Annotated in this window: 12 protein-coding genes and 1 pseudogene; 9 read left to right on the forward strand and 4 right to left on the reverse strand. The window is 36.6% G+C overall.

The features are described from left to right. Nucleotides 1–171: 171 nt before the first annotated feature. Nucleotides 172–1,971: a metal ABC transporter solute-binding protein, Zn/Mn family gene (locus tag ACSKT4_RS06995; protein WP_465823087.1), complete on the forward strand. Its 1,800-nt coding sequence runs from the start codon at nt 172–174 to the stop codon at nt 1,969–1,971. A gap of 818 nt (nt 1,972–2,789) precedes the next feature. Continuing rightward, complete coding sequence (locus ACSKT4_RS07000) at nt 2,790–3,296, forward strand: DUF1648 domain-containing protein (protein WP_339216932.1); 507 nt, start codon at nt 2,790–2,792, stop codon at nt 3,294–3,296. 38 nt (nt 3,297–3,334) lie between these two features. On the opposite strand, the gene ACSKT4_RS07005 is transcribed toward ACSKT4_RS07000, so the two are convergent. From ACSKT4_RS07005 to ACSKT4_RS07015, 3 genes are read right to left on the reverse strand one after another with little or no spacing between them, the layout of a single operon-like run. Then, nucleotides 3,335–4,117: a hypothetical protein gene (locus ACSKT4_RS07005; protein ID WP_339216930.1), complete on the reverse strand. Its 783-nt coding sequence runs from the start codon at nt 4,115–4,117 to the stop codon at nt 3,335–3,337. Then, complete coding sequence (locus tag ACSKT4_RS07010; RefSeq protein WP_465823089.1) at nt 4,101–4,985, reverse strand: ATP-binding cassette domain-containing protein; 885 nt, start codon at nt 4,983–4,985, stop codon at nt 4,101–4,103. Before ACSKT4_RS07010 ends, ACSKT4_RS07005 begins: the two co-directional genes overlap by 17 nt. Next, nucleotides 4,982–5,359 carry a GntR family transcriptional regulator gene (locus ACSKT4_RS07015; protein WP_339217854.1) on the reverse strand — a complete coding sequence of 126 codons (378 nt, stop codon included), beginning with the start codon at nt 5,357–5,359 and terminating at the stop codon, nt 4,982–4,984. Before ACSKT4_RS07015 ends, ACSKT4_RS07010 begins: the two co-directional genes overlap by 4 nt. A 213-nt stretch (nt 5,360–5,572) precedes the next feature. Here ACSKT4_RS07015 and ACSKT4_RS07020 point away from each other — a divergent pair, with 213 nt between their 5' ends. The 7 genes and pseudogenes from ACSKT4_RS07020 to truA all read left to right on the forward strand — a co-directional run bounded on the left by ACSKT4_RS07020 (nt 5,573) and on the right by truA (nt 11,403). After that, a complete protein-coding gene (locus tag ACSKT4_RS07020; RefSeq protein WP_465823090.1) occupies nt 5,573–6,289 on the forward strand; it encodes an MBL fold metallo-hydrolase in 717 nt (238 codons plus the stop codon). A 2-nt stretch (nt 6,290–6,291) separates the two neighbouring features. Continuing rightward, nucleotides 6,292–6,855, forward strand: a complete 564-nt coding sequence (locus tag ACSKT4_RS07025) for a TetR/AcrR family transcriptional regulator (RefSeq protein WP_465823091.1) — start codon at nt 6,292–6,294, stop codon at nt 6,853–6,855. Nucleotides 6,856–7,022: 167 nt separating this feature from the next. After that, entirely contained in the window at nt 7,023–8,417 is a 1,395-nt protein-coding gene (gene rlmD / locus ACSKT4_RS07030) for a 23S rRNA (uracil(1939)-C(5))-methyltransferase RlmD (RefSeq protein ID WP_465823093.1), read from the forward strand. Between the two features lie 392 nt (nt 8,418–8,809). Continuing rightward, nucleotides 8,810–9,178 (forward strand): annotated as a pseudogene (locus ACSKT4_RS07035) (recombinase family protein); the annotation flags it as partial. A 75-nt stretch (nt 9,179–9,253) separates the two neighbouring features. Next, nucleotides 9,254–9,610, forward strand: coding sequence for a recombinase family protein (locus tag ACSKT4_RS07040; protein WP_465823133.1), 357 nt, complete (start codon nt 9,254–9,256; stop codon nt 9,608–9,610). Between the two features lie 29 nt (nt 9,611–9,639). Beyond that, entirely contained in the window at nt 9,640–10,290 is a 651-nt protein-coding gene (locus ACSKT4_RS07045; protein ID WP_465823094.1) for a hypothetical protein, read from the forward strand. A gap of 375 nt (nt 10,291–10,665) precedes the next feature. After that, nucleotides 10,666–11,403, forward strand: a complete 738-nt coding sequence (truA, locus tag ACSKT4_RS07050; RefSeq protein ID WP_465823095.1) for a tRNA pseudouridine(38-40) synthase TruA — start codon at nt 10,666–10,668, stop codon at nt 11,401–11,403. Between the two features lie 405 nt (nt 11,404–11,808). Here truA and ACSKT4_RS07055 read toward each other — a convergent pair whose 3' ends face one another. Continuing rightward, complete coding sequence (locus ACSKT4_RS07055; protein ID WP_465823096.1) at nt 11,809–13,005, reverse strand: MFS transporter; 1,197 nt, start codon at nt 13,003–13,005, stop codon at nt 11,809–11,811. Between the last annotated feature and the right edge of the window lie 59 nt (nt 13,006–13,064).

Below are 13,064 nucleotides of genomic sequence, written 5' to 3' on the forward strand. Positions count from 1 at the left end.
GTTTCTTACGGGAGTAAAAAATATAAAAAGAATACAGGATTAAGGAATCGATTACCCCAATGTTAAGTATGTTTATAAAATAAAAAATAAATCGTAATCGTTACTATTTACAAAACGTAATCATTACGATATAGTATTATTGTTCAAATCATTAAAAAGGGAGATTGAGAAATGAAGTATGTAAAATCAATACTCATGCTATTATTTATTACTCTATTTATTGTAGGGTGTTCATCAGCGGATGATAATAATAGTAAACAAGATTCTGATGGCAAGAAAGATTCAGAGCTTACCATATACACATCTGTTTATCCGTTTAAATATGTAGTGGAAGAAATTGCAGGTGATACTGCTACTGTAAAAACCGTTTATCCCCCTGGAGCAGATGCTCATACATATGAGCCTACATCAAAAGATATTATCGATATAGCAGACAGTGATGCATTCATATATCTAGGATCTAGAATGGAAAGCTTCTCCGATTCAATTGCTGAAGCTTTGGAAAATCAACCTGTAAAATTAATAGAGATGGGTAGTTATCATGAACTATTCCATAGCGGTCATGACCACGACCACGATCACGATCACGGACATCATGATCACGGTGATGAGCCTATTGAGATTACTGGGCTATCAGACCATTATCATACCGATGATTCTATTACTCTAACAGCAGTCGTTAATATGGATACAGACGAAAATCATTTTCATTGGTTTGCATTAAATCCTGGTGAAAAAGATTGGGAGATTGTTGATGGTCAGACATCTGATCATTTTGAAGGGAAAGCTGAGGTAGATGGTCAACAGATCAAGGTTGTACTATATGGTGACGATCATGAGGTTGTTGCAGAGTCAGAACCTGTAACGATAGCAATAGATGACCATGGTCACGACCATGATCACGGAGACAACGAGCACGGCCATGATCATGACCATGATGGAGACGACGAACATGGCCACAGCCATAACCATGACCATGATGGAGACGACGAACATGGCCACAACCATGACCATGATGGAGACGACGAGCATGGCCACAGCCATAACCATGACCATGATGGAGATGACGAACATGGTCACAACCATGACCATGATGGAGATGATGATCATGGCCATAATCATGACCATGATGGAGACCATGAGCATGGAGACTCAAGTAATGCAACAGGAAATGTTGAAATAGATGGCCTATTAGGGCATTATCATACTGGTGACGCTATTAAACTAACAGCTATCCTTGCAGACGGAGTAGATTATGACCATACACATTGGTTTGTTCTAAATCCAGGTGAAGAAGATTGGGTAGAAGTAGAAGGGCAAACTTCTGAGAATTATGAAAGTGAAGCTGAAGTAAAAGATCAGCAAATCAAGGTTGTATTTTACGGTGACGATCATGAGGTTGTTGCAGAATCAGAACCTGTTGTGATAGAAATTGATGACCATGAAGGAGATCACAACCCTCATATATGGACTGATCCACAACGTATGATAAAAATTGCAGAAATTATTAAAGATCAGTTAGTGGAAATGAATCCAGATGCAGAAGAGATGTACAATGAGAATCTTGAGGCATTAAAAGAAAAACTAACAGATTTAGATAATAATTTCATTGACCTTCTATCTAAGAAGGAAAACAAAGCGATTATCGTATCCCATGCTGCCTTTGGTTACTGGGAAGAGCGATATGGAATTGAACAAATTGCTATTCATGGACTGTCTACAGCTGAGGAGCCTTCTCAAAAGCAATTGACAGAAATTATTAATCAATCCAAAGAGCATAATTTAGATTACGTTCTATTTGAACAAAACAGCTCGAATAAATTATCAGAAGTTGTTCAAAAAGAGATTGGCGCAACTCCGATAACTATTCATAATCTTGAGGTTCTAACACAAGAAGATATTGATAATGGAGAAGACTATATCTCATTAATGGAACGTAATTTGGAAGTATTAGATCAAGTTACTAAATAATAAGTAAAAATAAGCAAGATGAATTATCTCTTCCCTGATTTCCTTTAAGAATCAGGGAAGTTTTTTTATTGCTAGAAGAAATTATGCTAGTGTATTTGAGAAGGTTAAGAATATCTATTGGGAAAGCAACGGAGCCAAAATTTCACCACTCGCATTATGTTAGAATAATAGTAATAATCGGTAGCAGGAGGGGGATACATGGTTAATTACAAGGTGATTTGTTTGGATAACCTTATTGTATTAGGATTAATTCTGTTCATGCTAGGTGTTGCATTAACAACGAATGTGTCGGTGCCCTTTTTGAGGGAATGAAGGAGAAAAAAGTAACAGAGAGAGTGTGTCAGTAACCTTTTTGAGGGAATGAAGTGGAAAAAGGTAACAGAGAGAGTGTATCTGTAACCTTTTTGAGAAAAAGAAGCAGAAAAAGGAAACAGAGAGAGTGTGTCATTAACCTTTTTGAAAGAATGAAGCAGAAAAAGGAAACAGAGAGAGTGTGTCATTAACCTTTTTGAGAGAATGAAGCAGAAAAAGGAAACAGAGAGAGTGTGTCAGTAACCTTTTTGAAAGAATGAAGCAGAAAAAGGAAACAGAGAGAGTGTGTCAGTAACCTTTTTGAGAGAATGAAGGAGAAAAAGGAAACAGAGAGAGTGCGTCAGTAACCTTTTTGAGAGAATGAAGCGGAAAAAGGAAACAGAGAGAGCATCGGTGCCCTTTTTGAGAGAAAGAAGAAGTCAGGGAACCCAAAAATTTTCTGAAACTTCCTGTGAACTGTTACGTATGTAAAGGTAGAATCCATAAATTGTATAGGGGTGGATGGAATGGCTGATTCCGGAAAACGTCCGAAAATAAAAATAGCAAAAACAAAATCGGAATGGATTTTTGATGTTATTGGATATTCTGCGTATATTGGGTCTATTATCTTATTAATAACGATTTGGTCCTCCCTGCCAGACGAGGTTCCGGCTCATTATAATGCATTAGGTGAGGTAAATCGTTGGGGTAATAAGTATGAATTATTAATTTTACCGATTGTTGGTGGATTTTTACTTTTGATGATGCAGTTGCTTGAGAAGTTTCCGGAGGCACACAATTATCCAAGTAGATTTAACGAATCCAATGCTGCGCAATTTTACCTTGTAAGTAGACAACTGCTGAACCAGCTTAAGAATAGTTGTTTACTATTATTTGGATTACTATTATTCGAATCCATATCGATTGCATTAAACTGGACGAAAGGTATGGGGGGATTGTTTTTACCACTATTAATTGTAATGACTGTAACTCCAATTGTAATGGCTATTCTGAGACAGAGAAAGATTAAATAAGATCCCTTCTTTAAGAGTAGAGAAGGGATCTTATCAGGTTAAATTTTGATAGGAGCATTTTTACTGAAATAACGGATTAGTATAATCAAGACCAATCCTAAGACAATCAGAACAATTTCTGACATGCTAGCGGGAATAAAATCTGTAGTAATTATCCGGTCAGGAATTGGTAGTTCCAGTGAAGTGCGCAATAGGGAGTCTTTAACAATCATGATAACAAACCCGATTAAAACAGTACCTAAGCCGATAATCGTATTGAATCGGTAAAAGCCCATACCGATGAGCCAGCCTATTAAATAGTAAAAAAAGATATTAATTGCATAAACTAGAATGGATAGGAACCAGTTACTCGATGGTTCTACATAAGGAGATAAAATAAATGTCAGTACAATATCACTAACGATATGAGCCTCAACATCTAAAGCAGACGTATTAAATTCAGCTGCTTTAAATGTGAATATATCCATCCTCGTTAATAGGAACTGAAGGAATGATGAAATAACTAATGTAATAATTGGGATCATAAAGGATAAACCAATTGAAGAGAGTAAGGCACCTTTATAGTAATCCTTTCTCGTCACACCATTTTCCACATAATAGGCTAAAAAGAATGTAGTCAATATTCCAATGACAAACATATAAATACCAGCAGCTACAAATACAGCATTATAATACGTATCTAATTCGTTTCCGTTCATATATAGAGATATTCCTTTAATAATCTGGACAATAAGCATTACTCCTAAAAGTGCAATTGTCCAAGAGGACAGAGCCATAAACATATCAGAAGCAACTTTAGGATAATTAGCTTTTTGTTTCATATACATCATCCTCCTTTGTTAAATGCACAAATAACTCATGAAGTGTTACAGGTGCAATGTCTATCCCTTTGTCTGACGCAATTCTTCGTTCATCTCCCGAAAGTTCTCCCAAGATAGTAACCGCTTTGGTTGCTCCTAAGCGCTCTTCATGAATCGATTGTTTCGATTGAACAAAGTCATCCACAACATCCGCATTACCAGTGATTTTTGCCCCTTTTGAAATAAGCGCATCATAATTCTCCTGAAGCATGATTTTTCCTCCATGCAATAGCAGTACTTCATCAAATAAATAATCCATTTCTGAAACAAGATGGGTAGAAAGGATAATGGTTCTTGGATGCCTTTCTTGGTCTTCCAGCAATTCTTTATAAAAGATATCCCGAGAAGGTGCGTCCATTCCTAAATACACCTCATCAAAAATGGTTAGTGGTGCTCTACTTGCGAGTCCGATGGTCACATTTACAGCGGATTGCATTCCTTTAGAGAGCTTTTTAATAGCCTTCTTCTGGTCGAGTTTAAATCGTTTCACTAGGTATTCGGCATATTCACGATCAAAGTTAGGACGAAATCGTTCAACACCTTCTAATAGTTTTTTGACACTATCTGTTTCATCCTTATAGTCCTTGTTGTAAAGAAAGGCAACCTGTTGCATAATAGAGGCATTTTCAAATGGTGCCTCACCATTAATGGTAACGGAGCCAGCGGATTGTTCACGAAATGAGGCGAGGATAGATAGTAGAGAAGTTTTTCCAGCTCCATTTCGTCCTAAAAGTCCATAGATTTTCTTATCTGTTAACTCGAATGACACATCCTGTAAGGCAGCATAATTCCCATACTCTAAACTAAGCTTATCAACTTTTACATTCATTCTTTATCACGACCTTTTACCTTTTTAATAAAACCGATGATCTCACTTTCTGTAATTTCAAGTTTATCTGCTTCTTGTACGAGCTTGATAATGTAGTCTTCGATAAAAGATTCTTTTCTTTTTTGGAGAAGTTTTTCTCTTGCTCCTTCTGCAACAAACATTCCAATCCCTCTCTTTTTATAGAGAATTCCTTCATCAACTAGCTGACTTATACCTTTGGCTACGGTGACGTGATTAATTTTATAGAAGTTAACTAGCTGATTGGTCGAAGGAGCCTGTTCTCCTTCTTTAAGCTGTTTATTAATGATTTGATCTTCAATTTTTTCCCGAATCTGGATATAGATCGGTTTATCTTGATCAAAAGCCTTGCTCATTTTATCGCCCACTATCTTCATTTGGTTATATCCTAATACGGTTATATAGTCATGTATATAACTATAATAGTGAGATTGGAATCTGTCAATAGTGATTAAGCGAAATTTACAAAAAATAGGCTTGCAAAAGGTGCGGCGATGAACTACATTAAAACTAATGGTATTAGTTTTTGCGGTTTGGTATGAATTTAAAGGTATGAGGAGGAAGAATGGATGAGAGTTGTACGTTATCAGAATTTGTATCAATTGACGGTTTTACCGAGGGTTTTTCCAGTTAATTGTTATATTTATGAGGAAGAAAACGAGCTTACGTTAATTGATGCTGGTATCCCAGGTAGTTATAAAGGGATCGTTAAAATGGTTAAAGAACTGAATAAGCCATTAACCAATATTATATTAACTCATGCACATGGGGATCATGTTGGGGCTTTGGATAAATTGAAGCAGACATTTCCTAATATAATCGTATCCATATCAGAAAGGGATAGTAGATTACTAAGGGGAGATGTTTCATTGGATCGAGATGAACCACAAATGCCAATTAAAGGTGGAGTTCCAAAAGGTTTAACGACGAAAGCTGACCACCTGTTAAAGGAATGTGATCGAGTAGGATCGCTCGAAGTTCTTGCTACTCCTGGACATACACCGGGATCCGTCTCATTACTCGATTCAAAACATGGGATAATGATAGCAGGAGATGCTTTACAAACTCGTGGAAGGATGGCGGTTGGAGGACAATTAGTGTGGAGCTTTCCTTTCCCTGCTTTTGGCACATGGAACAAAGAAATTGCTCTTGAAAGTGCAAGGAAGATTATGTCAAAAGAGCCTATATTATTAGCTGTTGGACATGGAGACATGATTGAAAATCCAGGTCCGGATTTGGAAAAGGCGATTAATGAGGCAGAGAGTCAAATAGAGAAAGGAGCCTAATAATGCCAAGAGTAGGACTTAACCTAGAGCAGATAGTTCAGACTGCTGCTGAAATAGCAGATAATCAAGGAACAGAAGCAGTGACATTAGCGGGTATAGCAAGAGAACTATCTGTTCGCCCACCATCACTATTTAACCATGTAAAAGGGCTACCCCAGATTAAAAGGGAGCTATCCCTTCTCGGAGTGAAAAAACTTTTTCAAAGAATGAACGATGCGACAAGAGAAAAATCGGGGGATGAGGCTATATTTGCTATAGCTAATGCCTATCTTCAGTTTACAAGAGAGCACCCTGGATTGTACGAATACACGATTGCGTTACCAAAGCCTAAGGATGAAGAAATAGAAAGAGAAAGTAATAAAATACTTACGCTCATTCTTACACTATTTCAATCCTATCCATTATCAGAGGAAAATGCCATCCATGCGGTGAGGGGATTTAGAAGTATTTTGCACGGCTTTTCCTCACTAGAACAAAAGGGTGGATTTGGCATGCCTATTGAACGAAATGATAGTTTACATTATATGATTAGGGTATTTTTAGCTGGTCTTAATAAAACAGACTGATACCGAATATGCCTGCTATTTTTTTCTAGCAGGCTTTTAAAATAAATATAGGAATTCCCAATTAAGTTCTCATCCGCTATAATAGGAAAGTATGTAAAGAAATAGAACTGTTAAGATTGATACTATAGTGTTTATATAGATAATGACTGTGAGAGGAGGAAACAATCTTGACGACAGTAAATAGTGAAACATATATTGCAGAAATAAATGATTTAGATAAAAAAGGTTCGGGTCGAGCGGTTGTTTGGCGTGATATTGGCGAGGTTAATCCTAGAAAGCTAAAGCTTACGATTCCGCAAACATTACCGGGTGAAAAGGTACGTGTTACAGTGGGGCAGCCAGACCGAAGAAGAACTAGAGTTATGCCGGAAGAAATTGTAGAGGCACATCCAGAACGAGTAGCGCCTCCATGCCCGCATTTTGAACGATGTGGTGGTTGTGTATGGCAGCACTGGACCTATACAGGGCAATTAAATGAAAAAACAAATCATGTAAAGAAAGTCTTGGAACAGCAAGGATTTGATTCTAGTCTTGTTCATGACACCATTGGCATGGACAATCCGTGGCATTACCGGAACAAGATGGAGTTTACGTTTTCTAAGGAAGGCGATTTAGGGCTTCACGAATTAGGCAATTGGAGAAAGATTATTTCTTTAGAAACATGCCTAATTGCTGGTAAGGATATGGTAGAAGCTACAATGGAGGTTGCCAACTGGGCTAAAGCTCATGAATTATCAGGCTATGATAAGGATACCCATGAAGGCTTACTACGCCACCTGATGGTTCGTCAGTCATTTGCAACTGGTGAAATTATGTTAGGTCTATTTGCTACGGAGGGTCCTACTGGGGAACTAGAAGTGGCAGCGAAAGATTTAGAAGACAGAATTACTACCAAATTCCCTAAAGTAAAGAGTCTAATGTGGTTTAAAAATACCGACTGGGGTGACCGTACTCAAGCAGAAGAATCCCATATTCTAGCAGGACGCGACTTCATTTATGATGAGATGCTAGATTATCGCTTCCGTATTTGGTTTGATACGTTCTTCCAAACAAATCCAACACAGGCGCAAAAGCTAGTCGAATTGGCACTAGAAATGGGGAAACCAAAAGAAACAGAAAAAATGATTGATCTATTCTGTGGTGTCGGTACATTCTCGCTTCCATTTGCCAGCCGAGTTGGGAAGCTAGCGGGAATAGAAATCGTCGAAACTTCTATTGAATCTGCTAAACGTAATGCGAAGGATAATGGAATCTCGAACACATACTTCCTAGCAAAAGATGCTAGACGTGGAATTGATGAAGTGCTAGAGAGCTTTGGTATCCCTGAGCTTCTATTATTAGACCCACCTCGTTCTGGTGCTGGTGGAAAAGTAATGCGCAGAATCGGTCGTGCTCAACCGGAACGTATTGTCTATGTATCTTGTAATCCAGATACATTTGCAATTGATATTAAGGAACTAGAGCCGTTTGGTTATGAATTAGTAGAGGTTCAACCGGTTGATTTATTTCCTCATACGACGCATGTGGAGTGTGTAGCGTTGATGTCAAGGGTGGATGAGTAAGGGTTGTTGAAGTGTTGATAGAATAAGGTTTGTAGGGTTTCGCCTATGTTTATTTTAAATGAATAAACGGGCGGAACCTTTTCTGTTGTTGGGGTTAAAATGACTGAAATTTGGGGTTGAGTTGACAGAATAGATTTTGGGTAGGGGAGTTGACAGGATAGATAAATGGAGAAAACCGTGTTATATTTAGGCTAATTAATATTGCTAAAAGTGCGTTATATCTAAGTAGTCTAAATGTAATATAGTCAATATGATTTCTGGAGGATTAGAAAATGTCTGAGAATCGTAGCGTCCATTTCATTCCACTAAGGCCTGTACAACGTGAAAAACGAGTAGGAATATATTGCCGAATCAGTTCAAATAGCATGGAATAGTTAAATAGTCTAACAAATCAAGTATCTGTGCTTACTCAATTAATAGCATCTACCCCGAAGTGGTTACTTGTTGATACATTTATAGATATTGCTTCAGGTAAAACAGGATCGAAACGCAATGATTTTAAACGTATGTTGGAAGACTGCCAGGCAAATAACTTGGAAATTGTTATAACTAAAAAAAATAGTCGATTTGGTCGTGATACGGTTGAAGTGCTAGAGTCACTTAATAAGTTGAATGAACATGGGGTTCGAGTAATCTTTGAACAAGAGGGACTCGATACAGCGGATACGGATAGTGAACTGATGATTTCAATTATCGAATCGATTACACAAGCAGAAAACGAATCTCGTAGTGAAAATATTAAATGGGGCTATAGACGTCATGCTGCACAAGGCACATCAAAGTTATATAACCGAAAATGTTATGGTTATGAAAATGACGAAGATGGAGAGCTAATCATCAAGAAAAATGAAGCAAAAAATGTTCGATTGATTTTTGAACTGTATTTACAAGATCGAAGCATTATTGGTATAAAAAGAGAACTAGAAAAACGTAAAATTAAAACACCAACTGGAAAAGAAAAATGGAGTAAAAGAACAATTGATGTCATGCTGAGTAATGAAAAATATATCGGCGTTGTAAGATTACTGAACTCAAGTGAATATGATGACCATTACGTTTCAGAAGATAATCATCCCGCAATAATTTCCAAGGAACAATTTGAAGCGGTGCAAAAGGCAAAAAGGAATAGAAGTAATGTTGTGAAAACTGAAGATGGAGTAAAAAGAAAGAGTAGGAAGTATAGTTCGAAATAGAAAGAAAAGTAAAGAAAGGTGGGATAGCCATGTCAGAGCCGATGGGAATAGCCCTGATTAGTGCAGGTGCAACTTTAATAGTCACTGTAGTAACATCGATTATAAACGTACGTACAGAAGTGTTTAGAAATAAATTTAACACACATCAAAAAAGACTAGAAACTAAGAAGGAAAACTTAAATAATGTATATAGACAGTTAATCTATATAATTAATCTTTATCCAAGTTTATCACCAAACGATATTTTGAAACATATCAAGTATGCACCTAGTTATTCAATGGAATATTATGATGCAGTTTTAAGAAGTCTTGATCATCAAATTGACAACTTTAAAAAACAGTTAAATACTAATAATATAGATTATGAACAACGATCTGACTTTGAAATTGAAATATCAAATCGTGAATATGCTAAAAACAAAATATTGGAAAATAAAAGAAGATATAATATCGCTAAAGAAGAGTATGAGAAATTTTGTAAAGGTGATAAGGTAGTATTTGACCTTTATGCAGGACAGGAAGTACGAAATTCTCTTGTCGCATTTAGAGTAGTTATTCATAACGTATTTATTTCAGGTAAAAATGCAGGTGAAGAGGGCGATCCGATAAATAATTTAATCCATACATCTCGTAGAAATTTAATAAATTGTATGCGGAGTGATCTTGGAATAACTGATTAAATTTTACCTTGAATAGCCTAATTAAAACTGGTATGTTAACTTGACAGGAATGATGACAAATCGTGTAGATACAAGCAATACCTTTACTATAAGGCAACATATGAAATAGCCTAAGTACATCATGTGGAGTGTGTAGCACTACTTACAAGAAAATAATTAAGTAAGAGAAGAACCATGTCTAATTTAAACCTTCCTTTTGGGAGGTTTTTTATTATTTCATATATCTATTATGCAGCGAATGAACAATAGATTATCGAATATCACATTTTTAGTTTTAATTACACCTAGTTAACGTTTCGTGCAGACGAATTTTTTATTGTGGGATTCTTATGTCATAATAGAAGATATCACAAGATAATAAGGAGAAAGCATGCAATGAACAATTATAAATTAACGATTCAGTATGATGGTGGCCGTTACAAGGGTTGGCAACGACTTGGTAATAGCGACAATACGATTCAAGGGAAAATAGAAAATGTGTTAACAGAGTTGGCCGGAGAGAAGATTGAAATCATTGGATCTGGAAGAACGGATGCAGGTGTACATGCTCTTGCGCAAATCGCTAATTTTAAAATGCACAAAAATGCAACCGAAGAAGAAGTAATGGATTATTTAAATAGATATCTACCTCATGATATTAGCGTGGTGGATGTAACGTTAGTTCATGATCGTTTTCATGCACGCTATAATGCCAAAGATAAAACCTATTTGTATAAAATTTGGAACATGCCCTATACACATCCTTTTATGCGAAAGTACAGTATGCATGTGCCGGAAAAGCTTGATATCGAAAAAATGAGAAAAGCATCTGAATACTTTCTAGGTAAGCATGACTTTACTTCCTATTCCAATGCAAAGTCGAAGAAAAAGTCCATGGTCCGTGAAATTTACTCACTTGAGATAATGGATAACGAGGGCTTTATCGAAATCGAAATACGAGGCAATGGCTTCCTTTACAATATGGTGAGAAAAATGGTCGGAACCTTAATTGAAGTTGGATTAGGACAAAAAGATGCTTCTACCATACCAACTATTCTCGAATCAAAAGAAAGAATCCAAACAGGTCGTATGGCAGATGCCGAGGGATTGTATTTGATGAAGGTTGGTTTTTAAGGACTTACCTTATATTAACTATTCTTTTACAGCAGAGAAATTCTTGGATGCAGTGAAGAGTGCAAGATGTATTTGATAAATAATCTGGAAAGACAAGGTTCTTCAGAAAATAATGCTTCGTAGTCTGTAGTTTTTATTTGTCATTTAATTATTGTAGAACAACAATTGTAAAGCCTTATATCAGACATGATATGTCATATTATCTTATAAGGTCACTCTGAGAATGTAGTAGTTATTTTGCTTAAATATATAGGAACATTTTTGTTCAAATTGTACTAGTTCTTATTTGATGTTCGCTGAACCATATCATAAATAAGACTTATGCTATAAATAGCACCAACTCCATACTAGTTAGGAGTGGTGCTATTTTTGATTTACCATATAAACACAAAAAAGCATCTATAACTATTCATGTAATTCCTTCGGCGCATATACAGACAAATTCGCATTATCTCTAACTACTGTTTTTCTTGTTAAGGAAAAGACCGCACATCCTAAAGCGATGATAATAAGGATGCCACCAAACCAGGATGTATGAGAAACAGTTTCAGTTTGACTTAATACGATACCACCAAATGCTGAGCCAAGAGAAATACCTACTTGTAGTGCTGAGTTATTAAAGCTTTGTTGAATATCAGATGTAGCAGGGTCTGTTTGAATCAAATAACTTTGTTGTGGTGGAGCTAGACTCCAGCTTAATGCCGCCCAAATCATCATAGTCGGTATGAATACAATAAGTGAAAACGTAGTGAATGGTAATAGGAATAACACTACAGCAAATGCAATGATTACTACCAGGATGCTTTTTGGTGCTCCGATCGAGTCTGACAGTGTCCCTCCGAATGCACCGCCACTTACCGCTGCAATTCCAAATAGTAGATAACAGATGCTGATCCAACTGGAATTCAGCTGAAGTTCTGTTTCTAAAAAAGGAGTGAAGTAAGCATAAAGTGTGTAATGTCCTGCTAACATAAACATCGTTGCAAGATGTGCACTACCTATTTTTAAGCTACTAACTGCCTTTAATTGCTGTGAAAGTGGAACCGTGTTTTCCCCGGATAAGCGCTCCAAAAAGATGGAAATAAGGACAAAGGAACCGATAGATAAAATAGCAATCCCAAGAAAAATAATGCGCCACCCAAATTTGTCGGAAATCAGAATTCCTAGTGGTACTCCCATGACAAGCGACGAACTAATTCCCATATAAATGAGACCAAGAGCCTTTGCTCGGTGTTCTGGTGAAACAACTTTTGCAGCTATGGTTAAGGACAGTACCACAATAAGTGCTGTACTCATAGCGGTTAAAACTCTTGCAATCATGATAAAGGTAAAATTCGGACTGAAATATGTCATGATATTACCAAGGAAGAAAATCGATAAGGATATAAGATATAACTTTTTTCGCTCCATTTTGCTAGTGATGACTAGTAACACCGGACCGGATATAGCATAAATAAGTGCAAAAACCGTGATTAGTTGTCCAGCAGAGCTTAATGAGATGTTTAAATCGTTTGCGATCGTCGGAAGTATTCCGCCAATGATTAATTCAACTAGTCCAACTGCTACAGTGGATAATGCTAGTATAAAAACTTTTAAATTCATATTCTGCTTTACGTCCTTTCTGATGAAAAATACTTTTAGGTAATAAAAAAACTGATTAC

Source organism: Ornithinibacillus liuyingii, from assembly GCF_055550225.1.